Origin of the sequence: Algoriphagus sp. 4150 (genome assembly GCF_031457395.1) — a bacterium.
Lineage (GTDB): Bacteria > Bacteroidota > Bacteroidia > Cytophagales > Cyclobacteriaceae > Algoriphagus.
This window is the reverse complement of sequence record NZ_JAVDWS010000020.1, coordinates 23003-46278: the sequence shown is the minus strand read 5'-3', so window position 1 is coordinate 46278 and position 23276 is coordinate 23003. Positions and strand designations below refer to the sequence as shown.

The following is a 23276-nucleotide window of genomic DNA, read 5'->3' as shown; positions in this document are numbered from 1 at the left end:
GGTAATGTAAATTATATCATCATTATACCATCGAGTCTTTTTTGCAACCCTACAATCAGGTTTTTTGTAGCTACTGTTCCAATGGGCAAACGTAAGGGAGGATTTTTTAATGTACTACATTCAATGACAGCCTTTGCAACATCAGCCACATCATCTAGCTCACCAAATCCGGCGTCTATAAATCTTCGAATTTCATTAACAGAGGTTTTTTGATAAGCTTCCATAGGTTCAGCAATACTTAGGTTGTTTCCAAATTGAGTATTGGTAGGGCCGGGTTCTGCAATGGTAAACCTGATATTGAATGCTGCTACATCTTGAGCTGTAGCTTCCACAAAACCTTCGATCCCCCACTTGGAAGCATGATAAAGGCTGAATCCCGGATAGGTAATCTGTCCGCCTTCGGAAGATACCTGAATAATATGTCCACCATCAGGTTGTTTTCTTAAAAAGGGGATTAAGGATTTTATCAGCATAATGGAACCCAATAAATTTACCTCTAGCTGTTTTCTGATAGTCGAACTGTCCAATTCCTCCACTGCTCCAAAAACACCAATACCTGCATTGCTTACTACAATATCAATTTGTCCTAATTTTTCATCAGCATCAGCGACAGCTTTTTCGATACTAGTCAGATCCGTTAATTCCAAATAACCCACATAAAGCCTTCCGGGGTAATTTTCAGCTAATTCATTTAACAGTTCCGGCTTTCTAAGTGTGGCAAAAACTGTATGTCCCGCCTCTAGAAGTTGCTCTGTTAAATTACGCCCGATACCGCTTGATGCTCCGGTAATAAACCATTTTTTATTCATAGTAGTTTGTGTTTATAGGGCAAATTTCGAACTAATGGTCTATTGGTAGTTAACGAAATAAAAAACAATGGTTATAAAAATCAAACTTTTCTGTACATGGATGGAGACATACCTTCGTGCTTTTTGAAAAAGCCGGAAAAGTGGGTAAGCTCCCGAAAACCTAAAAGATGGGAAATTTCCGAAATATCAAGATCGCTATGCTTTAAGAGTAGCCTCGCTTCCTGTAAAAATCGCTCTTGGATAAGCTGCTTTGTTGAGCTTCCCATGTTCCCCTTCAGAATACGGTTAAGATAGTTCGGATGTACAGACAATGCCTCCGCAAAATCAGAAGCTCTATTTAAAACGCGACCACGTGAGTTTATTGTCGTATTAAACTGCTGTTCAAGTAAATCCAGAAATGATTTGACAATACGTGTCGAAGTTTTATTATGTCTGTCTACATTCGTTTTTTGGGAAGATAACTTCGAAGCAAAATGAAGCAGTTCATATATTTTACTCCTGATCAGATCATACTTGTGCTCATCATTGCTATCACATGTATCTTCCATCTCATTAAAAATGCCATCTAAACGAAAAAACTGTTCTTCTTCCAATTCAAACACCTTTAATCCATCTTGTTGGAAAACGGAGTAGGCGTCCAAAGAACCGAAATTATGGAAGAAGTCAGTATTAAAAATACAGTAAACTCCGCTGTGTTCCCCATCATTAGGTATCCAGTTATATGGGCTCAAAGGATTAGCAAAAAAAATTGCATTTTTCCTGACTTTATAGGTTTCTTCAGCAAAATGAATGGTATAGGAGCCCCTGAGTAAATTGATCTTATAAAACGACCTTCGATTGTAAGGTATAGGTTGTAAGGCACAGGGATCTTTTTCTGTGATCCGTTCAATAGTAAAGTTGCCTAGACTTGATTTACTTTTAATTTCCGGTTTATCTAAAAAGTCATTTATACTAATAGTCTGCATTGCCTAAAATTAGATAAAAAACATATTGAACAGTTCTTATTGTCAATCTTTTTCTCGATTAATTGAAAACAAGATAAAAATTCCTTGTTCGATGTGATTGATGAAATTTATACTCCTTCCGAATATCCGGCTGACATTACAGACTATAACCTTGTTGTTTTTTCCAGACGGGATTGGGAAGATATTTCCGGGACTATTATTGGATGGGATGACATGATTCAAAAGATCATCACAAAACATCATAACGAAAAAATAACCAGAAGAAGTGAGCTTGTTTCGCAGGATGGAACTACCCGATACCTTGATTTCATTGAGAAATTTCCCGGTTTAATGAACCGGATACCGTTGTCATACATTGCTTCCTATTTGGGAATTACACAGAGTACCTTAAGCAGAATCAGAAACAACATCCGCTAATGTGCTTTTGCCTTAAGGCAAATGATTCCATTTTTCAATAAGCAAACTTTGGATTATTGATAATCTAAACGACGAAAAATGAATTCGAAGAATCACGAATACCCAAAGGACAGTAGTAATGCTGTGAGTAAATCAAGAAAACTAGGAAACAGGGGGTTGGAAGTATCTGCATTGGGCTATGGTTGTATGGGATTAAGCTTTCCTGGAGCACCTGAAAAAAGCGAATCGATTAAAATAATCCGATCAGCATACGAAAAAGGAATTACCTTTTTTGATTAAGCACCTAACACAAGAATTCCCTCATTTTGACTTCGTCAACAATAGCATTGAGGCCACTTCGGTAATCCGATCGGGTGGGCAAAGATAGGGCTATTGGTATCATTGCGGATAAGCAAAAGATTAAATATTACTGATTGCTATCGACATGCTTAACCGAACAACAGTGGATGCATTAAAGTCGCTTCAAATTTTTGACTACAACAACATGCGTTTTGGCTAAATCTATCTTTTGATGTTGCTGCAACTTTGCATCAACAAAAAAACAGAAAAAATGCAAAACGAAATGAAAAATTGGACAGCAAATAATATTCCCCAAAGAAACGGGGGCTTGGCTGTAATTACAGGAAGTACGGAAGGTATTGGGTATGAAGATGCATTGGCATTATCATCAGCGGGATGGAATGTGATCATGATGGGACGTAACCCTCAAAAAGGGGCCGAGTCAATCGCCAAGATATATCGGATTAACCCCAAGGCAAAAGTGATGTTTGAAAAAATAGACCTGGCAGATCTAGCTTCTATCAAAGCCTTTGCTTCGAAAATGATTTCGAAAGGGCAAGCCATCAATCTTCTGATAAATAACGCCGGAGTAATGACACCGCCAAAACGGCTCGAAACCGCCGATGGCTTTGAGTTGCAGTTTGGCACAAACCATATCGGTCACTTTGCCTTGACAGCACAACTTCTTCCATTATTACGGAAAGCCCCTGATGCTCGTGTGGTTACCGTTTCAAGTGTAGCGAATCGTGCAGGTAAAATCAATTTTGATGACCTTCAGTCAGTATCGACGTATTCTCCAATGAAAGCGTACGGTCAGGCAAAACTTGCGAATCTGATGTTTGCTTTAGAACTACAGCGACAGAGTGAAAAGCACGGTTGGGAAATAAGAAGTATGGCTGCCCATCCGGGCGTTTCGCGGACAAATCTGCTTATTACCGGTGCAGGGCGTTGGAGTGGACCGGGAATAGCGAGAACTTTTCTTCCGTTTTTGTTCCAACTACCTGCACAAGGAGCCTTGCCGACATTATATGCAGCCACATCTCCGGAGGCTAAGGGAGGTGCCTATTATGGACCAAACAAAATGAGCGAAACCCGCGGATTTCCTTCAATCGCAAAAATACCAACACAAGCGGAGGATATTGATGTTTCTTTAAAATTATGGGAGATATCTAAAAAGTTGGCAAAAGTTGAGTTTTAGTTTTACTGGTTTAGGCTCTGGCCGAAAGTAAACGAACATTTTCAAATGCCAATTTCTATAGTTGTATTAATGAAAAACAAAATAAAATTGATAAGTACTTTATCCATTGTTGTGGTTTTGCTTTCTTCCTGTAGTGCTGGTAAAACGGTGTACATCAGCAACAAAACTGGCAATACCATCACATTGCTGATAGATAGCTCTTACATAAACACAAACGCTGTTGCTTTTACTGACTCTTTGAATAGATTAAGAAAAGAGGATAAAAAAGTATTCGATTACGGCAAGGGCAAATGGACAAAGGATGAAAAAAGTAAGCTGGAGGAAGTATTTGAACATTCTAAATTTATAGATGGAGATACAAAACAATCATCATCTCACAAAAAAGGCCATGGTGGATGCCACTTCACCAACGCCATCAATTGAGAAGATTAAATAAACAAGTTCTTGTCTTCACGCTGAATCTCCGAGCTAACTCCGGTTTGGATACAACTTACAGTATTTTGGCAACAGCGAGCGGCTAAATTCTGCAGACCTTTGTTTTGTCACACTTAAAGTATAGAATAATGGCAAAAACAATTTTTATTACAGGAGCTTCTTCCGGTTTGGGTAAAGCAACGGCTCACGTATTTCAATCCAAAGGCTGGCATGTGATTGCTACGATGCGGAATCCTGAACAGGAACAAGAGCTATCTCAATTGCAAAACATCACCTTGTTGCCCCTGGATGTAACCAATGTGGAACAGATCAATAGCACAGTAGCCCAAGCTATTGCATTACATCGAATAGATGTGGTGTTCAATAATGCTGGCTATGGGTTGATGGGAGCGATGGAAGCCTTAACGGAAGAACAGATTGAACGGCAGATCAACACCAACCTGATGGGGGTACTCTGGGTGACCAAAGCCTTTATTCCCTATTTCAGAGAAAAGCAAGGAGGTTTGTTTATCAGTACTACTTCTATGGGTGGATTGCTGACCTTTCCACTGCATTCGATATACCATGCTGCCAAATTTGCTATAGAAGGCTGGTCGGAAAGTATGTCATTTGAATTAGGGCTGCATAACATCGGAATAAAAACCATTGCACCCGGAGCCATCGCTACTGATTTTACCGGAAGATCGCTGGCCAAAGCGAACCACCCAGAATACCAATCGCTGGAAGATAGGCTATTTTCCAATGTGGAGGCTATGATGGCCCAGGCTGCTAGCGCTGAACATATAGCAGGATTGGTTTATGAAGCTGCCACCGATGGTAAGGATCAGGTAAGGTATGTGGCAGGCCCAGACGCAAACGCCATCTACAATAGACGTCTGGCAATAGGGTCAGAAGCTTTTAGAAAAGAAATCAGAGACCAGTTTAAACAATAATGACTGTTGCGGTTCTTTGAAGAAAACCTTTGATCCACGAAGAATACAAATGGCAGCATAAAAGTATTTGAAATCAAAAATGAAGGTGATTGTTCATAACAGGCAGTTTACTTTATGATGAATATGCTACTAAAAATATCAGGCGTTATTTTGCTTATGGCGGGCTTAATCCTGGCGTATAAACCCGGGTTATTAAGTACCTATCCCTTACCAACAGATCCATATCAGGTGATAGAAAAGAGGGTCAGATGGGGATTTATGATTGGATTGGGACTGTTATTACTGTTCCATCACCCATGGACTCCCTGGGGATTGACAGTATCTGCTTTGCTGATCGCTTTAACCACCGGCATTATCATAGCCAGATTACTTGGAATGCTGTGGGATGGATTCTTTGCAAAGCAGATGTTATGGTTAGCCGTTGAATTAGGTGCTTTACTTATCTTCGGTTTTTTGTATTGGAAACTGAAACCGTAGAAAAAATATTGGGTATGCAAATAATAAACTCCATATCGCAGTTTCATCAATTATTATCGCTACCGGATCCGGTGCATCCGTTGTTGAGCGTTATTCATATTGAAAATGTTCAGTTTACCGATGCTCATGTCTGGAAACAGTTTTTTGTGGATTTTTACACGGTTTCCTTGAAAAGGGATGTGAAAGCGAAGATGAAATACGGCCAGCAATACTACGACTTTGATAGGGGAGTCATGAGTTTTACTGCCCCAAAGCAAATGCAGTCGCTGGAAGTGATCGATGCTCCTTCCAAAGAGCAGGTTTTCGGTAAGGGGTATGCCTTGTTATTTCACCGGGATTTACTAGGTACTCATCCTATCGTTTCCACTATCAAAAAGTACGGGTTCTTTTCCTATGGTATTAATGAGGCATTGCACTTGTCAGGAAAAGAGGAGGAAGACATTATCGACATTTTCAAAAGAATAGAGCAGGAATCCCAGAGAATAGACCAGCACACACAAAACATTATTCTTGCCCAAATAGACCTATTGCTCAACTATTGCAATCGCTACTACGGGAGACAATTTATGACCCGGAAAGCAGTCAATGATGATTTGCTGATGAAAATGGAGGAACTGTTAGCGGGTTACTTTGAAAACGGGGAAAGCTTACAAAAGGGGCTACCCACCGTCGAGTATCTGGCCAAAAAACTAAATCTGTCTCCCCATTACCTGAGCGATATGCTACGGTCGCTCACCGGGCAGAGTGCCCAGCAGCATATCCATGAAAAACTGATTGAAAAAGCGAAAGAATACCTAGCGACAACCGGTTTATCCGTGGCTGAAATTGCCTATCAATTGGGGTTTGAATACCCGCAATCATTTAATAAGCTATTCAAAGCCAAAACGGATTCCACACCACTGGAGTATAGAAAGACTTTCCATTAAGCACTGAAATTATGAAACTTGCTTATTGGACGAATTCTTTCCCTGATTTGGCTACAAATGCTCGGGATTAGGCTACGAATGCTAGGCAGGGTTGGCCGAACTTTGATTCATCAATTTTAACTAAAGAAATTATGCAATCACAAGAAAAAGGAACCCATGATTCATCATCTCCTGAAAGAAAACTCGTTGCCTTGGTCACCGGAGCCAACAAAGGGATAGGATTTCAGATCGCCAAAGCTCTTGCCGAAAAGGGATATATCGTGTATGTGGGTTCACGTAACCCGCAAAACGGACTGGAAGCAGTTAAAGAAATAGGGGCTGAAGCAAAGGAGATGCAGCTGGACGTGACCGACAAAAGAAGCATAACAGCGGCTGTGTCTAAAATCCAGGGAGACTTTGGCAGGCTTGATCTTTTGGTGAATAATGCCGCAATATCCAATACGGAACTCAGGGGGCGAAACCTTCTGGAGGCTCTTGCAGATCAACGGGCCAGTGTAGCTTCCCTTGATGAAGTTCGTGCCGTTTGGGAAACAAATGTTTTTGGAGTGCTTGCTGTTTCACAAGCATTTCTTCCTCTATTGAAATGTTCTGCCTCAGCCCGTATTGTAAATGTCTCGAGCGCATTGGGCTCACTTACGCTGAATATGGATACCTCTAACCCTCATCGCTATATGTTTGACATGGTTTATGGGGCATCCAAAACCGCACTCAATGCATTGACTGTGTCATTTGCTATTGAACTAGAGAACTTGGGCATAAAAGTAAATGCTGTCAGTCCAGGCTTCGCATCTACAGCGCTCAACAATTTTGAGGGAACTGTAAGCGTTGAAGAAGGCTCAAGTGAACCCATACGTGTAGCACTTGAGGAGGATGGGCCTTCAGGTATTTTCACGGGTCCAGACGGAGTTATTGTTCCCTGGTAAATAGGCATAAAAACCAATAGGGTTTCATCAACCTTATTGGTTTCATTAAACCCGGACTATGCATTAGGTTTCGTTATGAGGATAGTAAGTGCAATAAAATCAGGCTGTTTTCGACTTCACCATAGCACCGCTATGGTGAAGTCGAAAACAGAAACATAGTGACTGATTTTGAAGTAATTACTGGCCGTAATAGAATTGCTAATGCATATTTCGGGTTAAAATTCATAACATGAATAGGAAGAAGAAAGGTACTGTTTTCAAGTTTAGATCTATCTCCGAAATGCATCTGGCATTTGGCTTGCCAAAGCCGCTGCATCCATTGCTGAGTCTGACGCATTTTGATCATAATAATCCTTTCAATCCTGATAAGGTGGTCCTGTATGATGTCTTGGATTTTTATAAAATTGCTTTTGTAGAGCAGCAGGGAGGAAGACTTAGGTATGGAAGAAACTATTATGATTTCGAGGAAGGCAGCATGATGTTTTTGGCTCCTAATCAGTTGGTTGGAACTGCGGAATACCATGTTGAAACCTATTCCTATATACTACTGATTCATCCAGACTTTTTTCTAGGTTATCCTTTGGCAAAAAAAATAAAGCAATACGGCTATTTTTCTTATTCGGTAAGCGAAGCTTTGCATTTGTCGGATAAAGAAAAAGAAACCATTCTTGCTGTTTTTCGAATAATTGAGGATGAACTGAACAGTAGGATCGATGAGTTGAGTCAGGAAGTGGTGATCGCCCAGCTTGAGCTGCTGCTGAGTTATGCCAACCGTTTTTATAAGCGGCAATTTCTTACCCGAAAGGCCGTAAACAATGATCTGCTTCAAAAAACTGAAGCCATTCTGGATGATTATTTCAATACGCAGCAATCATTGCATCAGGGAATTCCCTCCGTACATTTTCTTTCCGGGGAGTTAAATATTTCAGCGGATTACCTAAGCGATTTGTTACGTTCGCTGATTGGGAAAAATGCCCAGCAGTTCATTCATTTTAAACTGATTGAAAAAGCAAAAGAGCGACTTTCTACCACCAGTTTCACGATCAGCGAAATCGCCTATGAGTTAGGTTTTGAACACCCGCAATCCTTTAGTAAACTTTTTAAGGCAAAGACCAAGATTTCACCTCTGGAATTTAGAAAATCGTTTGGCTGATTTCCTCCTAGCTATTCAGTACGTAGCTTGTTTACAGTAGAAAGCCAGGCTCTTTACTGGGCTAAGAACCAGCAACTTATTTTTGGCTAAATCAAAAGTCGTTTGCTTTAACGCAATCGTTCTGTAAGTTATTCATTCAAAAAACCAACTTGTCACCTTTGGAGTTTAGACAGTCATATAATTGAAAAGTAAAGTTGGTTGAACAATAGTTGTAAAGCATTGTATTCCAACTCCGGTAAATTTTGCCAAATGGCAAATGATGACCTAGTGACGATTTCTAATTTTATAAAATGGAAGAATTTATTGAATACTTATTACAATTTGGTAACCTGAACCAGCAACAAATAGGACTGATAAAAAAAAATGCGCAAGTCATCGAACTTCAAAAAGACCACTACTTCTGGGAAGCTGGCAAAAAGATCGACTTCGTTGGATTCACTACAAAAGGGATTTTGAGAGTTTACTATTACAATAATCAGGGTGAAGAAATTACCCGCTATTTTATTGAGGAACATCTTTTGATCCTTTATGGGCAGGATATTGACTCAACCTATGTTCCTTCAGAATACTTGCAAGCCATTGAAAAATCCGAACTGGTGACTTTCTCAAAAAAGCACTGGAAGGAAATTTCGGACACAATTATCGGATGGGATACTATAATTCAAAAGATTGTTGCCAGACAACATAGGGAGAAATTGGATAGAAGAAGCCAACTGGTTTCGCAGGATGCTACCACGCGTTACCTTGAGTTTATGGAAAAATTTCCAGACTTAGTGAACCGTATTCCCTTGTCCTATATTGCTTCCTACTTGGGAATTACACAGAGTACTTTAAGCAGAATCAGAAACAACATCCGCTGAGGCGCTTTTTGCCTTAAGGCAAATGATTCCATTTTTTGATGAACAACCTTTGTTTTATCATCATTTAAACATTAAGAAATGGAATCAAGAAAATTAGGAACGAAAGGATTAGAAGTGTCCACAATAGGTTATGGGTGTATGGGATTGAGCTTTCCCGGAGCACCTGAAAAAAGTGAATCAATCAAAGTGATTCGAGCGGCCTACGAAAATGGCATTACTTTTTTTGATACGGCACAATCTTACGGAGACAATGAAATATTGGTAGGTGAAGCACTTGAACCATTCCGTAAACAAGTTATTGTTGCTACTAAATTTGGGTTCAGAGAAGGAAATCCAAGGTTGGGATCAGACAGTCGGCCGGAGTCAATAAGGGCTGCTGCTGAAGCATCACTTAAGCGATTAAAAACAGATTACATAGATTTATTCTATCAACATAGAATGGATCCCAACGTACCGATGGAAGAGGTTGCGGGTACAGTGAAAGACTTGATCCAAGAAGGAAAAGTACACCACCTTGGGCTCTGTGAAGCCAATCCGGAGTCTATCCGACAAGCAAATACCGTTTTGCCTATTACGGCGCTACAGAGTGAATATTCTATGTTTTATCGGGAACCTGAAAAAGAAATTATTGCCACGTTGGAAGGACTGGGCATCGGCTTTGTGACTTTTAGTCCATTGGGCAAAGGCTTTTTAACGGGAGCAATAACGGCTGACACTAAATTCGATGAGACAGATGGTCGGAATTTCTCTCCTCGTTTTTCTGAAGAAAGCAGGAGAGCCAATCAGGTGTTGGTAGACTTGATTGTTTCTGTGGCACAGGATAAAGAAGTTACTCCGGCACAGGTTGCATTGGCTTGGCTTCTGGCCCATAAACCGTTTATTGTTCCTATTCCGGGAACGTCTAAAATCCATCGGTTGCAGGAGAATATTGCCGGTGCACAAATTTCTCTGTCAACTGATGAACTCATCAAGATAAATACAGCATTGGAAACAATCAAAATTGTAGGAGAGCGCTATCCAAAAGAGATTCAAAACAAAATCGGGAAATAATAAGTGACGAGAGCGTTAGGGAACCCCGGAAGTACACTAAATGGAAATATCAGAGCCTGCCCCATAGACCATATTGGGGCAGCTAACCTATATTTTTTTTATATATTACTTCACAGTAGTTATGTCCTTCCATGAGTAAGAGTTGCTTAAGTTTAATATTTATATACTTTTTTTAATAAAGTTTGAGTAATAAAATGGAAATATTGGATGCAATATTAAGTCTCCATAATAGCCTTTTTTCTTCATTTTGGAGTTAGCTAAGCCTTCTTTACAGGGTTATCAAAAAATGAATTCATTTTTTGATAAAGCTGATTTAATCGATAGCCAATAGTGAAAGTATAGTTTTAGTAAAATTTTGAGACTAAAATATTACTTATTCAAAACCTCTACTTCAAGATGACTGCTAAAAAAAGCATTTGGCAATGTGTGATAACTGCTTGTCTACTGTTTATTATCAATTTTTCTTTCGCCCAGCAAGCCAGGGTCGAAGGAAAAGTAATTGACGCAAACAGTGACCCCTTACCCGGGGTAACAGTTCTGGTAAAAAGTACGAATCGGGGAACGGTAACCGATATAGACGGGAACTATGCGATTCAAGCAGGTGAAGGGGAGACGTTGATCTTCTCCTTCGTCGGATTTGAGTCTCTTGAGCGGGTAGTAGGGAATTTAACTACGATTAATGTGACGCTCACAGAAGGTCTTGCTCTTAATGAAGTCGTAGTAACAGCACTTGGTGTAAAGCGGGAAATCAAAGCCTTGGGTTATTCAGTGCAGGCGGTAGATGGGGACAGATTTACGGAAGCCCGTGAGACAAACGTAATTAACTCTCTGAGCGGAAGAGTCGCGGGTGTTCAGGTTATCAACAGTTCGTCAGGCATTGGAGGATCCAGCCGGGTTACTATACGTGGGGAGTCCTCTTTGAATATCAATGGAAACCAACCCCTTTTCGTCGTAAACGGTGTCCCTATCTCCAACAGCATCGTGGGTTCTTCAGGATCTTCCAATCAGGAAGTGGATTACGGAAATGCCGCCGGTGAGATCAATCCTGACGACATTGAATCCATGACTGTGTTGAAAGGTCCGGCTGCGGCTGCACTTTATGGTTCCCGGGGAGCGAATGGTGTTATCCTGATCACTACTAAATCAGGGAAAAACAAAAAAGGATTGGGAATCACTGTCAATTCCAATACTACTTTTGACAATGCATTGAAACTTCCGGATTGGCAGAATACGTACGGTCAGGGTAATAATGGTCAATTTGGATTTGTAAACGGAGCAGGTTCAGGCATCGCTGATGGGGTGGATGAAAGCTGGGGGCCAAGACTGGATGCAGGCTTAATGATCCCCCAATTCGATTCTCCAAGAGATGTCAATGGCTTCAGAGGTGGCGATCTAAACGCTCCTGCAGGAAGTAGTATCATCGCCACACCATGGGTGTCCAGCCCGGATAATATCAATGACTTTTTCCGGACAGGAGTAACGCTTTCAAATAACGTGGCGTTTGCAGCTTCGAATGAGAATGCAAATATCCGCCTATCCTGGACCAATTTGGATCAAAAAGGAATTGTGCCTAACACAGATCTAAAGAGAAATACCATTTCCATGAATGGGGGGCTTAATCTTACGGATAAACTCACAGTGAACTCTACGGTCAACTTTCAGAGAACTGACAGCGGAAACAGACCAAATATCAGCTACGGTACTGAAAACCTGATGTACTTATGGATCTGGTATGGGCGACAGGTAAATACAGCAAACCTGAGGGATTACTGGATGCCGGGAAGAGAGGGTGAGCAGCAGTTTAACTACAACTACAACTACCACGATAATCCGTATTTCAATGTGTATGAAAACACCAACGGACAGGCTAAGGATAGAATCTTTGGTAACATCTCTGTAAACTACAAGTTTACGGACAAACTAAACTTGATGCTGAGAACAGGCTTGGATACCTACAATGAGCTAAGAGATCGAAAAAGAGCATTTAGTACGCAGCGTTTTCCTAAAGGAAACTATAGAGAGGATAACTTGTACTACTCTGAAATGAATTCTGATTTCCTGCTTACCTATTCTGAAAATACCATGGATGTATTTTCTTACAGCATAGCAGTAGGAGGTAACCAAAGGCATGTGGAAACTAGATCAGTCCAGACAGTAGCTCCCCAGTTGCTGATCCCCGGTATTTATAATTTCACCAATACAGCTGTAAATCTTGAAGTGAGTCATTTTACTACCGAACTGCGAAATAACTCGCTGTATGGTTTTGGTCAAATTGGTTACAAAAACATTCTGTTTCTAGATGTAACAGGCAGAAATGACTGGTCAAGTACATTGCCGGCATTTAGCCGTAGTTATTTCTACCCTTCTGTTACGTTGGGAGCTGTGATTTCCGATATGGTGCAGATGCCGAATTTTATATCATTTCTGAAAGCTAGATTGGCTTATGCAGAGGTAGGAAATGATACCGATCCATACAGCCTTTACAATGTATATGTCTCTCAGACTGCATGGGGGAATGATCAGACAAAATCTGATTCAAATACGCTCTCTAACGCAGAATTGAAGCCTGAAAGAACAGGTGCATATGAAGCGGGTCTTGATGTGCGGTTTTTTGAAGGAAGACTGGGTCTTGACTTCACCTACTTTGACAACAGAACCAGAAACCAGATTATTCCAATTGAACTGGATATAGCTACAGGATATGCCGCCAAAATGATCAATGCCGGTGAGATTCAAAACAAAGGAATTGAAATCATGATGAGCGCAAATCCAATCCGTACTAGCGCCGGGTTTAACTGGAACCTGATGGCAAACTTCACACGAAACAGAGGTAAAGTATTGGAATTGACAAAAGATCTTGACACTTACTCTCTTACAGGAAGAAATGGAGCCGATATCCAGGCAAGAGTAGGTGAGAGAATGGGTAACATCTACGGAAGAGGATTTGCCAGAGTGGAAGATGTAAATTCAGAGTATTTCGGCCAGATCATTCACAATTCCACAGGAACACCGCTTATGGATCCGGAATTGAAACTTCAGGGGAATTACAATCCGGATTGGATGCTTGGCTTGCAAAACAACTTCAGCTACAAAGGAATCAATCTGGGATTCTTGTTTGACTTCAGATATGGGGGGATAGTTGTGTCAAGAACCAAGACAATCGGAAGTACTTCCGGTCAGCTTGCAGAGACTCTTTACGGACGTGAAACGGGTTATGATCTAGAAGACAACGGTATCATCAGTGAGGGTGTGGTGGCAAATGCTGACGGCTCTTACAGTCCGAATACCTTTAAAACTACTTCTAGAAACTGGCACAACAGATACTACGAAAGAGATAATGTGGAAGCGGCTAAGTACGATGCTACTTTCTTGAAGCTAAGAGAGGTGACGCTGGGTTACACGATCCCTAGATCTATTTTGGGCAGATTGCCGTTTGAGGACGTGAAAATATCCTTGGTAGGCAGGAACTTGGCGCTTTGGACAGAGAATCCCCACTTCGACCCCGAGACGATGGCAATGGGTGGAGGTACGCTAATCCCCGGCGTGGAGGATATGGCTTTCCCTTCTAGCAGAAGCATGGGCTTTAATCTTAACCTGAAGTTTTAAGTATAGGCAGTTGATAGACTTTCTATGTCTTTGGATTTTAAAAAGAAAACTCTCAAAACAGAACATTATGAATTTCAATACAAAATATATAGCGGGAATCGGGTTGGCAACAGTGCTTTTTCTGAGTAGCTGCGACAAGGATTTCGATGAAATCAACACCAATCCGAACAGCCCTGAGACGGTTTCTTCAAGTTTGCTTTTACCGAACATCATCCGGAATACTACGAATGAAATTTCAGGAAAGGCTTGGGGTTACGGGAATGTAGTGATGCAGCAGACTGCCAAGATTCAGTTTACCAATGAAGACAGGTATAACTGGGGACCCGAAGGAAACCCATACAGTACGTTCTACAATTCCATTCGGGATTTGAACAATGTGATCGAGATCTCTACGGCAGCGGGGCAGAGTAATTACGTGGGAATTGCCCTCGTTTTAAGAGCTAGTCTTTATTCGTTTATGACGGATGCCTATGGGGATTTGCCTTATTCGGAGGCAACGAAAGCCAAGGAAGATGTGAATTACCCGGTTTTTGATACGCAGGAAGAGATCTATAATGGGATTCTTGCGGAGCTGGAGCAGGCGAATGCCTTGCTGGGATCAACGACAGAAAACGTAGAAGGAGATATTCTTTTCGATGGGAATGTGGTGAAATGGAAGAAGTATGCGAATTCACTTAGGCTACGAATCCTAATGAGACTTTCTGACCGGATGAATCCGGCGGCAGGCATGCAGGCGATTGTTTCTAACCCTACACAGTACCCGATCTTCACTTCCAATGACGATCAGGCGGCATTGCAGTACCTTCAGGATGTGCCAAACCAGCATGGGTTATATACAACCCGTTCCGGTTCATTTGATGAGTATAGGTTGAGTGAAAGAATGGAAAACGTTCTGAAAGATCTGGATGATCCAAGATTGTATGCCTATGCGCAGCCTACAAATGATTCCGGTGCGGGGGTTATCGGAACTAAGGACGATTATCAGGGAGTGCCAAACGGCTTGGCGGATGAAGAGGCTTTGGCTTATTCTCCTTCCGGTAATCCTGCTAAAGGCGGTTCTAATTTCATGTCCCGTGTGGGGTATCTATGGTCTTGTTCTGCATGTACCCCGCTGGCAAATCCAATCGGTGCCCAGGCGATCTTGATGAGTTATTCGGAACTTCAGTTTGTACTGGCGGAGGCTAGAGAAAGAGGATATATTAGTACAGGTACAGCTGAAGAATATTATAAAAATGGGATTGAATCTTCTTTTGCTTATTACAAAAGCCGCTATGAAATCATTAATCTACCTCAGATAGCAGATAAGTTGGTAGTGGGAGATGCTTATTTTGTACAGCAAAAAGTAGCTTACACCGGCTCTACTGAAGAGAAGCTGTCCAAAATCGGTACTCAAAAGTGGCTTGCCCTGTATTTCTCAGGAATGGAAGGCTGGTATGATTGGAGAAGAACCGATTACCCTAAAATCACTCCGGGGCCGGCAGCTTACATCGATACAGTTCCTGTCCGCTTCATGTATCCCAGTTCTGTGCAATCGCTCAATAAAGCGAACTACGAAAGTGCGATAGCGCGTCAGGGTCCGGATGCAATCACCACGCGGGTGTGGTGGGATATGGATTAAGCAGTACGGCAGAAAGCCCGAATTGATGCTGCTTCTCTTTTGAAGAAAAAGTCAGCGACAATAGACTAAGTGGCTTGATCAAAAAATGTTTAATTTAACTTAAATGTCACCCGCATTGTAGAATGGAGGGTGACATTTTTAAATCCATATTTTGTATTAGGGTAACAGGAACTCTAATGCAGGTCTTAAAATCCTTGAACAAATCCTGTTCAAAAAAAACAATTGTTTATGCGGCTCTCGCTTTCTGTTTTTTCCGGATAGATACGGTAAAAGAACAAGAGTACGAGACTGAAAATATCATCCTGATCACGCTGGATAGGTTGAGGTGGCAGGAGGTGTTCAAGTGAGCGGATTCCTTGCCGGTGGATGATACGGGGATGATCAAAGAACCGGGGGCTTTATTGGAAGACTTTTGGAATTCAGACCCACTTATAATGCGGGAGATGCTGTTGCAATTTCTGTGGAATACCATTGTCGAAGAAGGTCAAGTCTATGGCAGTCGCGCCTATGGAAACAAGGTTGACAACAGCATTAAAATGTGATTTTCCTATCCTGGATACAAGGAGGTGTTGAGTGGATTTGCTGATGATCAGCGTATCAGCAGCAATGATAAAATCAACAATCCCAATGTGACTTTTCTGGAGTTTCTGAACCGGAAACCTGAGTTTATGGGTAAAGTGATGGCTTTTGCTTCCTGGAATGTGTTTCCATGCATCGTGAATGAGGAACGAAGTGCCGGTAAATGCCGGTTTTATCCATTTCCGGCTGAAGCAGAGAGAATTGATGGAATTCATGAATTGCCAAAGAGTACTGCCACCAGCCCATCCCTTCTTTGGGGTGATACCTCTATTTCCACACCATCGGACATTTCGAGTGTACCGCCATTTCCTTTGCGATAGCGGTTGATATGGTTCAGATTTACCATAGAAGAGCGGTTCACGCGTAGGAAAGAGTCGTTTGTCAGTCTGCCCTCATATTCCTTCAATGTTTTGGACACGACTATCTTTTTGCCATCCGTCAGGTAAAATGTGCAATAATTGCTCATTGCTTCTATATGTATGATATTGGCTTTCATAACAAAATAGACCCCCTCAGCTGTAGAAATTGACAGTCGGTTACCTGTAAAATCATGTGCCGCATGTTTTGGTGTGGAAGCAGCCCTATCCTTGATACGTTTTTTTAGCCGGACGATCGCCTCTTCCAGCTCTTCATCCACGATCGGCTTTAGCAGGTAATCAACTGCACTTAGCCGCAAAGCCTCCAGGGTATACGAATCATAGGCTGTGGTAAAGATCACCTCGAAATTGAAACCGGCAAGCTTCTCCAGAAATTGGAATCCGTTCATCCCGGGCATCTCCACATCCAGAAACAGAACATCTGCATCAAGGGAACCGATCTCTTTCAGTGCTTTTATGGGATCGTTGAAGACTGCTTCCAACTGGATCTCATTTTTGTAATATTCCAGTTTGTAACTCAGCAGTTTGCTGCCACGGACTTCATCATCTAGAATTACTGCTTTGAGCATATCGGGGAAGTTAGGATTTCCAAACAATGGCGCGTGGACCCGGTGACCAAACAAATATAACCATCCTGCCATGTGATAGCAACTGCTATCAGGTTACTCTTCCGGCTTGCATCTTTCATCTGACGCTGTATGGCCAGGCTGAGCAGGGATTGTAAGGACATGCTCTGTACATGGATCCGACCCAAATCTATACCTTTTTCCAAGGTAAAACCAGATACCAGCTTTCTGCCAAATCGAAGTTCTTCCAGGGTAGCGTATAGTTTCAGTGAGAGCCATTCCTGCTGTAGTGTCACAACTGCTCTCGGCAAGGTTAGCACCGCCACCCGATGCCATGTGGCAAACTGCTGTATCAGTCGCTGGGCAGTAGGTGTGTCACCGCCCATTATGCATGATTCTATAGCGTTGAGCACATTGTAGATGAAGTGCGTATCAAACTGACCACTTAAGTTGCATTCTTCGGTATGGGCTGGGAGTGGGCTCATCTTATTTTTTTACAAATTACATAATATGGGACAGTGGAATCCCGGCCAATGTGTGAACAAATGCTTTGGATGAACAAACATGTATATACAATGAGCGAAGAAGGACTCCAAGTATTGACTGTCGGGTTTATATCCGTTAAATGAACTCTTGACATGCCCATGTCCAAAGCCCCTTCCGGAAACCTCATGAAGTGTGTTGACTTACTCTGGTTTCAGCTTTTTTCTTAACCTACTGTGATCATCCTACTTGTTCAAACTACCCATTCACTCGATGATCACACCCATTTACGCATTAAGGAAATTACGGTCCCATGCACCGCCTATTTTAGCTCCATAACCAAAAAATACAGAACCATGAAAACGGTAAAATTATCTTTAAGCGGACTGCTAGTATGTTTGATGTTCCTATCGGGCTGTGCTTCGAGTGAGGAGCCCATAATTCCTGAACCCGAAACTACTTTTAATCCGGAGGGCTACGTCATCATTGGGAAAATGAAGGATGTGATCGTCTTGGACGGAGGATTGGAAAAGCCTTTTGTGATGGAATTCAAAAGTGGGAATGTGGTGACCCTTTCCACGATAAACGGTCAAAGGGATGATACCTACCAAATGATAGGAGATAAGCTTATTTTAGACAGTTTTGGCTATTTTGTAGTGGAGGAGGAAGCGCTGGTGGATGAGGTGATTGTGGGAATCAACCTAGTCTCCTACAGCATGCAGAAGCTCTCCGAAGTAAACGAGTTATATACCGATACCTATACGGGGCAGTACCTCCGTACTGATAACAGTGTGCTTCATAACAGTTTTTTTTACGCCTTCAAAAACGACAACCAAGTAGATGCCGGATATCATATAGGGGAAGTGGTCCGTACAGAGAAATATGTCCCTGTGGCCAACCTCGCAGCATGGGTAGAGGCTGAAGGGTACAAGGAGTTCATGGTATTGATTGATGGAAAACTGGAAATTAACTACTTGGACAAAAACGGAGCCTTATTTCATGGCGTTTTGGACAGATACTTCGATGCATAATTAATAAGACGGAAACCAAACTGGCTAAAGGGTGGGTTGTCATCTTTATTTTTTATGAATATAGGCGTTCTTGCCCGTAAGGTGGCAACCCACTGATGTAGGGTTTGGATTATGCATTAGATTTCGTGATGAGAGATTTAATTGCAAGAAAATCAGGTTTTTTGGAGAAAGAGTTTGCCGCGGCAGATATGATGAAGGCGAAGACAGAAACATAGTAGCTGATTTTGAAGCAAATAGAACCCGAAATAGAATTGCTAATGTAACCCCTTATTTTGAGGATACTTCCTTCAGCAGGCAGTGGCTGTTCACCGTTGCCTAGTGGCAGACGTTATTGGTGTGACCTGCTGCGGAGGATTTTCCTGCCGGCAAGCTCCAAGAAAATAAGACTTTTGGCCACATTGAGAAGTATTGTTTTAAGGGAACCCCCAGGCTAAGTGATTGGTTTTGATTTTTTTACAGCAAAAGGTTATTGAAATTTGAAGAAATCCAGATTTTTAAACTAGTTTTTATAAATCTTTCAAGTAGCCCTATGAGATTATCCCGGATTATAAGCTGCCTGTTTCTTGGAGTTTTTTTATGCTGTTCTGTATCATTTGCACAGCAGTCGAAAATAGACTCTCTCGAAAACCTCCTAAACGCACATCCTGAAAAGGATGATCAACGGGCCGAACTCTTACATACACTGGGTTTTATACTTCATACCTCCCATCCGGAGCGAACGATAGAACTCACCGATGAGATCCTGAGCTTTTCGGACCGGATCACGAATAAGAAATACGTCTCAGGAGCCTACACCGTAAAAGCCGTTGCCCATATTGCCATGTCTAACTTGGAGGAAGCACGGACCTTGTCATTAAAGGCACTGGAGATTGACAGAAAATTTGGTCAACGGGAGGGAATAGCCTCCAATACCAGTAATCTGGGATTGATCGAATACCGACTCAACAACTATCCGAAGGCACTGGCAAACTTTCAGGAAGCCGCCCGGATTTTCAGTGAAACTTCTCATCCCAATGAGGTGATGATGTATGTAAACATGGCGTCCATCTATGCAGGAACCAAGAATTTTGTAAAAGCAGAGGAATATCTGGAAAAAGTGCTGCTTGTGGCACGGGAAAATGGAAACCGGAGAATGGAAGGATACGCCTTGCTAAACTTGGGAACCATGTATACCGAAAATAAAGACTATGCAAATGGAAGACATTATCTGGAAACAGCCCTGAAGCTAAGCCGGGAAATAAACGATGTGACTAACATAGCGAAAGCGTATGGGAATCTCGGAAGCAACTATGCCCGGGTAAATCAGTACGATACGGCAAATTACTTTTTATTAAAGGCACTGGAAGTCAATCATGAGCTAAAGAATAGCAAAAGCATAGCGGTGAACAAGTGTAATCTAGGTGAGAATTATATTGCACTTGGCAATTTACCTCAAGCTTATGCAGAACTTACTGAGAGTTTGGCTATCGGCAGACAGTTTGAACTGCTGGATGTACAACGCGATGCATCGGATAATCTCAGCAAGTACTTTGAACGGGCAGGCAGATATGACAGTGCACTGTTTTATCAAAAGGATTTCATCGCCTTGCGGGATAGCATCGAGAATGAATCCAATCAGAACCAGTTGACAAGACTGGAACTACAATATGATTTTGACTTGAAAGAACAGGAATACCTCCAGCAGCAGGCAATCAGCAGTTTACAAATCAGACAATTATGGCTTTATGGAATCCTGTTGCTGATGGTGATAATCGGTGTCGCGGGGTTCTTTCTGAATAGGTCGCGTGTGAGCTCGCTTCAGCTCAGAAATAAGATGCGTGAACAGGAACTCACCAGACAGGCAGAATCTCTTCTGCTCCAGCAGCAGGTGTCTGAAAGTGAGTTGAAGGCAATACGCTCACAGATGAACCCGCATTTTATATTCAATGTACTCAGCTCGATAGAATCCTATATTCTGGAAAATGAACCTAGAGCTGCAAGTAAGCTTGTGCAGAAGTTTGCCCGCCTTGCCCGCCTGATCCTGGAAAATTCTACCCAGTCACTGGTGGTGGCCGGTCGGGAGTGGCAAGCGGTGCAGCTATATGCCGAGCTGGAAGCAGAGCGTTTTGGGCATTCGTTTGACTTTCAGTTTGAGGTAGATCCTACACTCGATCTCTCCACGTTCATGCTTCCTCCCATGCTGATACAGCCTTTGGTGGAAAATGCAATTCATCATGGACTGAGGCAGGTAAGGGGATACCGTGGAAAACTGGCAGTACGCATGGAGTCTGCTATTGATCAGGTGGTTATTACCGTGAGCGATAACGGAATCGGTCGTGAAAATGCAAAGTCATTGAACGCTAAAGTCGAATACAAGGAAAAGTCCACAGGAATGACGGCAATAAGGGAAAGACTCGATATTCTTTCGGTAGATTATGCTGTAGTAAAACCCAATCTCATCTATGAAGATTTAAGTTTGGATGGGCAACTGGGTACTACGGCCATTCTCAATCTTCCTCTCATCCCATTTCAACAGCAGGAACCGCTAGAGGCTTAAATCGTAATAACATCACTACTGTCTTCTTATCGCCTTAGCGACGCTTAGGTTTCCCTCATTTTCTCCGGCTGTGGCACTAATGGAGTATTCATATAACCTGTCCTGCTGAACAGCCTCGTCCAAATACACGTTGCTTGCAAGGGTGGTTGCAATCTTTTCAAACCGCTCTTGACCGGTAGATTTTCGATAGATCACATACTGGATTGCAGGATCTTCCAGCACTTCTGGCCAACTTATTTCTATGCCTTTCGTCATATTCCTAAGATATAATTCCCGGGGTGGAAGGAGTGTGCCTGCTATATCATAGTCTATTGAAGAGATTGGCGAAAGGATGCTTTGGTTGCCCCAGGAATCTACTGATGTAACTGCATATTCGTAGGAAGAGCTGGGAGAAGCGGTAGAATCGGTATAGAATGGGAGTCTCAGCATCGAAGTGTTAAGGATTCGGTAGTTCTCCTCTCCTTCAATTCTCCTGTAGAGAAAGTATCCCTCTACTATGTTATCACGCTGTAGTACATCTTCCCACTGAAGGACTACACCATCGACCGTACGCCGGGACTGGATCCCGCCCACCGGAGTCAGAATAACGGGCTGGGTTATCGTGACAGATGCCAAGGCAGAGGTGTCACTTACATTCTGGCTAAGATCGACGACTTGTACCGCATAGTGGAGTTGCCCTGAAAAACCCGGCGCAAAAAGGCTGTCAACGAATACGGTATCCTGAATGGGTTGGGAGATTACACCGAGGTTGGCAGCAGAAGTTCCCCGCAGGACATAGTATCCAAAGAGATTGAGCTCATCCCCTTGCTGCCAACTGACACGGATTCCTTCCGGTGTCACGGAAGCCTGTATATTCTGTGGAGTGACGGGCAGAGGGTCGGTATCAGACATGCTTTTATGCCCATTGGCTTCAGCATACACCAGCGGGTCACTTCCTGGAAGATTATAAATCAACGGTCTTACCTTGTAATAATAGGAAGATGCAGGGATAACGGCTCCATCCAGATAGGAGATTTCGGTGGATGCAATCGTATCCACTACCACATAATCTGCACCTAGCTCCCGCGATTTTAAGATTTGGATTGCATTATATACCGCTTGTCGCGGGAGCGGATCCCAAGTAAGCAGAAGTCCTCCGGTAGTGTCTGCCACCTGTAAATTGGAAATGCCCTCAAGCTGTGAGATATCCACTGAAAGTGTATACAGTGTGTCGGAAGCAGGCCCCATGTTACCCGCAAAATCCTCCACTCTTAGATAGTAAGCCAAATGGGAACCGCTGGGGATTTCCTCGTTGAAATGTACTCTGCTGCTATCCGAGAGATCATCCTGCATCACATAGAGTTGCTTTACTGGGTCAAACTCGCCAGAGACACCCGTTCGTCTGTAAATAGTCGCAAATAGGGGCAATTCGCTGTACTGTTCTTGCCGGGAATACCAGTTAATGGAGGCAGCACTGTCTGATACCAGAAAGTTTTCCACCAAAAAGCGCATATCTGGAAGGGGAAGTTTTGATTCGACCTCAACTATAGTGCTCTGCGTGGATTCTCCCGAACCACTGATGTAGTCTACGCGATAGTGGGAAGATACTGTAGGTTCCCGGTCCCTATCGGTGTACATCATTCCAAAAACTTCCATGATCTCAGGCGCGAGCAGTGCCATTCCCAGTATGTCCGGAGTACTCTGGAGCAATACGGAATAGGCTTCCTTTACCGAGTTTACATTCAACTGATCCAGCAGCAAAGAGGTGAATTCATCCCCGAGTTTTTTTTCAAGCTCGGCGGCAGAAGCAGGAAACTGTGTGCTTCCGATTTTTTTGAACTCCGTGCTGTTTCCATCTGCCCGGAATATATCCAGTCGCTCCCCGGGTTTCAGGAATTGCTCAAGTTGAGCTGGATTATGTTCAAAAGCGATAGCCTGGACGAGTAGAACGGTGCGCTCAGGACCGGGAATAATATGAGGAGAATGATGAATCTGTTGAGCAATTGCAGAACCGGTCATAAAGAGGATTCCGGCCAATGAGATTATCAATCGATTTAAAAACCAGTGCATAATTATC

The 23276-nt window shown here is 42.5% G+C and carries 21 protein-coding genes; 15 read left to right on the top strand and 6 right to left on the bottom strand.

The features are described from left to right. Positions 1-11 precede the first annotated feature (11 nt). Together J2X69_RS20035 and J2X69_RS20030 are read right to left on the bottom strand one after the other, a co-directional pair. Positions 12-809: an SDR family oxidoreductase gene (locus J2X69_RS20035; RefSeq protein ID WP_310107340.1), complete on the bottom strand. Its 798-nt coding sequence runs from the start codon at positions 807-809 to the stop codon at positions 12-14. A gap of 80 nt (positions 810-889) precedes the next feature. Next, positions 890-1774: a helix-turn-helix domain-containing protein gene (locus tag J2X69_RS20030; protein WP_310107338.1), complete on the bottom strand. Its 885-nt coding sequence runs from the start codon at positions 1772-1774 to the stop codon at positions 890-892. 93 nt (positions 1775-1867) lie between these two features. Here J2X69_RS20030 and J2X69_RS20025 point away from each other — a divergent pair, with 93 nt between their 5' ends. The 13 genes from J2X69_RS20025 (at position 1868) to J2X69_RS19965 (ending at position 15648) form a co-directional block, all read left to right on the top strand. Beyond that, positions 1868-2191: a hypothetical protein gene (locus J2X69_RS20025; RefSeq protein ID WP_310107337.1), complete on the top strand. Its 324-nt coding sequence runs from the start codon at positions 1868-1870 to the stop codon at positions 2189-2191. A gap of 78 nt (positions 2192-2269) precedes the next feature. Continuing rightward, positions 2270-2470: a hypothetical protein gene (locus J2X69_RS20020; RefSeq protein ID WP_310107335.1), complete on the top strand. Its 201-nt coding sequence runs from the start codon at positions 2270-2272 to the stop codon at positions 2468-2470. A gap of 283 nt (positions 2471-2753) precedes the next feature. Continuing rightward, entirely contained in the window at positions 2754-3668 is a 915-nt protein-coding gene (locus J2X69_RS20015) for an SDR family oxidoreductase (RefSeq protein ID WP_310107333.1), read from the top strand. Between the two features lie 69 nt (positions 3669-3737). Further along, positions 3738-4091 (top strand): hypothetical protein, encoded by a 354-nt coding sequence (locus J2X69_RS20010; RefSeq protein ID WP_310107330.1) that lies wholly within the window; start codon positions 3738-3740, stop codon positions 4089-4091. A gap of 140 nt (positions 4092-4231) precedes the next feature. Beyond that, the gene (locus J2X69_RS20005; RefSeq protein WP_310107328.1) at positions 4232-5035 is read left to right on the top strand and encodes an SDR family oxidoreductase; all 804 of its coding nucleotides are present in this window, start codon (positions 4232-4234) and stop codon (positions 5033-5035) included. Between the two features lie 114 nt (positions 5036-5149). Continuing rightward, the gene (locus J2X69_RS20000; RefSeq protein WP_310107326.1) at positions 5150-5512 is read left to right on the top strand and encodes a hypothetical protein; all 363 of its coding nucleotides are present in this window, start codon (positions 5150-5152) and stop codon (positions 5510-5512) included. 14 nt (positions 5513-5526) lie between these two features. Beyond that, positions 5527-6438 carry a helix-turn-helix domain-containing protein gene (locus tag J2X69_RS19995; RefSeq protein ID WP_310107324.1) on the top strand — a complete coding sequence of 304 codons (912 nt, stop codon included), beginning with the start codon at positions 5527-5529 and terminating at the stop codon, positions 6436-6438. 131 nt (positions 6439-6569) lie between these two features. Then, entirely contained in the window at positions 6570-7361 is a 792-nt protein-coding gene (locus J2X69_RS19990; protein WP_310107323.1) for an SDR family NAD(P)-dependent oxidoreductase, read from the top strand. 229 nt (positions 7362-7590) lie between these two features. Then, positions 7591-8514: a helix-turn-helix transcriptional regulator gene (locus J2X69_RS19985; RefSeq protein ID WP_310107321.1), complete on the top strand. Its 924-nt coding sequence runs from the start codon at positions 7591-7593 to the stop codon at positions 8512-8514. Positions 8515-8804: 290 nt separating this feature from the next. Further along, entirely contained in the window at positions 8805-9374 is a 570-nt protein-coding gene (locus J2X69_RS19980) for a Crp/Fnr family transcriptional regulator (RefSeq protein WP_310107318.1), read from the top strand. A gap of 78 nt (positions 9375-9452) precedes the next feature. Continuing rightward, on the top strand, positions 9453-10424 hold the full coding sequence (locus J2X69_RS19975; protein WP_310107316.1) for an aldo/keto reductase: 972 nt from the start codon (positions 9453-9455) through the stop codon (positions 10422-10424). A gap of 396 nt (positions 10425-10820) precedes the next feature. Further along, positions 10821-14030, top strand: coding sequence for a SusC/RagA family TonB-linked outer membrane protein (locus J2X69_RS19970; RefSeq protein WP_310107315.1), 3210 nt, complete (start codon positions 10821-10823; stop codon positions 14028-14030). Between the two features lie 67 nt (positions 14031-14097). Then, positions 14098-15648, top strand: coding sequence for a SusD/RagB family nutrient-binding outer membrane lipoprotein (locus tag J2X69_RS19965; RefSeq protein WP_310107313.1), 1551 nt, complete (start codon positions 14098-14100; stop codon positions 15646-15648). A gap of 419 nt (positions 15649-16067) precedes the next feature. Here J2X69_RS19965 and J2X69_RS19960 read toward each other — a convergent pair whose 3' ends face one another. From J2X69_RS19960 to J2X69_RS19950, 3 genes are read right to left on the bottom strand one after another with little or no spacing between them, the layout of a single operon-like run. Continuing rightward, positions 16068-16442, bottom strand: coding sequence for a hypothetical protein (locus tag J2X69_RS19960; RefSeq protein WP_310107311.1), 375 nt, complete (start codon positions 16440-16442; stop codon positions 16068-16070). Then, positions 16439-17173: a LytTR family DNA-binding domain-containing protein gene (locus J2X69_RS19955; RefSeq protein ID WP_310107310.1), complete on the bottom strand. Its 735-nt coding sequence runs from the start codon at positions 17171-17173 to the stop codon at positions 16439-16441. The genes J2X69_RS19960 and J2X69_RS19955 overlap by 4 nt, the downstream gene beginning before the upstream one ends. Continuing rightward, positions 17158-17655, bottom strand: a complete 498-nt coding sequence (locus J2X69_RS19950) for a histidine kinase (protein ID WP_310107309.1) — start codon at positions 17653-17655, stop codon at positions 17158-17160. Before J2X69_RS19950 ends, J2X69_RS19955 begins: the two co-directional genes overlap by 16 nt. A 354-nt stretch (positions 17656-18009) precedes the next feature. Here J2X69_RS19950 and J2X69_RS19945 point away from each other — a divergent pair, with 354 nt between their 5' ends. Both J2X69_RS19945 and J2X69_RS19940 read left to right on the top strand, forming a co-directional pair. Further along, a complete protein-coding gene (locus J2X69_RS19945) occupies positions 18010-18684 on the top strand; it encodes a hypothetical protein (RefSeq protein ID WP_310107307.1) in 675 nt (224 codons plus the stop codon). Between the two features lie 529 nt (positions 18685-19213). Next, positions 19214-21220 carry a tetratricopeptide repeat protein gene (locus tag J2X69_RS19940; RefSeq protein ID WP_310107305.1) on the top strand — a complete coding sequence of 669 codons (2007 nt, stop codon included), beginning with the start codon at positions 19214-19216 and terminating at the stop codon, positions 21218-21220. 15 nt (positions 21221-21235) lie between these two features. Here J2X69_RS19940 and J2X69_RS19935 read toward each other — a convergent pair whose 3' ends face one another. After that, a complete protein-coding gene (locus J2X69_RS19935) occupies positions 21236-23269 on the bottom strand; it encodes a hypothetical protein (RefSeq protein WP_310107303.1) in 2034 nt (677 codons plus the stop codon). Between the last annotated feature and the right edge of the window lie 7 nt (positions 23270-23276).

Bases quoted from the DNA above. Each gene is read 5' to 3' on its own strand.
- J2X69_RS20035 (WP_310107340.1), bottom strand. From the start codon at position 809: ATGAATAAAAAATGGTTTATTACCGGAGCATCAAGCGGTATCGGGCGT.
- J2X69_RS20030 (WP_310107338.1), bottom strand. From the start codon at position 1,774: ATGCAGACTATTAGTATAAATGACTTTTTAGATAAACCGGAAATTAAA.
- J2X69_RS20020 (WP_310107335.1), top strand. From the start codon at position 2,270: ATGAATTCGAAGAATCACGAATACCCAAAGGACAGTAGTAATGCTGTG.
- J2X69_RS20015 (WP_310107333.1), top strand. From the start codon at position 2,754: ATGAAAAATTGGACAGCAAATAATATTCCCCAAAGAAACGGGGGCTTG.
- J2X69_RS20010 (WP_310107330.1), top strand. From the start codon at position 3,738: ATGAAAAACAAAATAAAATTGATAAGTACTTTATCCATTGTTGTGGTT.
- J2X69_RS20005 (WP_310107328.1), top strand. From the start codon at position 4,232: ATGGCAAAAACAATTTTTATTACAGGAGCTTCTTCCGGTTTGGGTAAA.
- J2X69_RS20000 (WP_310107326.1), top strand. From the start codon at position 5,150: ATGATGAATATGCTACTAAAAATATCAGGCGTTATTTTGCTTATGGCG.
- J2X69_RS19995 (WP_310107324.1), top strand. From the start codon at position 5,527: ATGCAAATAATAAACTCCATATCGCAGTTTCATCAATTATTATCGCTA.
- J2X69_RS19990 (WP_310107323.1), top strand. From the start codon at position 6,570: ATGCAATCACAAGAAAAAGGAACCCATGATTCATCATCTCCTGAAAGA.
- J2X69_RS19985 (WP_310107321.1), top strand. From the start codon at position 7,591: ATGAATAGGAAGAAGAAAGGTACTGTTTTCAAGTTTAGATCTATCTCC.
- J2X69_RS19980 (WP_310107318.1), top strand. From the start codon at position 8,805: ATGGAAGAATTTATTGAATACTTATTACAATTTGGTAACCTGAACCAG.
- J2X69_RS19975 (WP_310107316.1), top strand. From the start codon at position 9,453: ATGGAATCAAGAAAATTAGGAACGAAAGGATTAGAAGTGTCCACAATA.
- J2X69_RS19970 (WP_310107315.1), top strand. From the start codon at position 10,821: ATGACTGCTAAAAAAAGCATTTGGCAATGTGTGATAACTGCTTGTCTA.
- J2X69_RS19965 (WP_310107313.1), top strand. From the start codon at position 14,098: ATGAATTTCAATACAAAATATATAGCGGGAATCGGGTTGGCAACAGTG.
- J2X69_RS19960 (WP_310107311.1), bottom strand. From the start codon at position 16,442: ATGAATTCCATCAATTCTCTCTGCTTCAGCCGGAAATGGATAAAACCG.
- J2X69_RS19955 (WP_310107310.1), bottom strand. From the start codon at position 17,173: ATGCTCAAAGCAGTAATTCTAGATGATGAAGTCCGTGGCAGCAAACTG.
- J2X69_RS19950 (WP_310107309.1), bottom strand. From the start codon at position 17,655: ATGAGCCCACTCCCAGCCCATACCGAAGAATGCAACTTAAGTGGTCAG.
- J2X69_RS19945 (WP_310107307.1), top strand. From the start codon at position 18,010: ATGAAAACGGTAAAATTATCTTTAAGCGGACTGCTAGTATGTTTGATG.
- J2X69_RS19940 (WP_310107305.1), top strand. From the start codon at position 19,214: ATGAGATTATCCCGGATTATAAGCTGCCTGTTTCTTGGAGTTTTTTTA.
- J2X69_RS19935 (WP_310107303.1), bottom strand. From the start codon at position 23,269: ATGCACTGGTTTTTAAATCGATTGATAATCTCATTGGCCGGAATCCTC.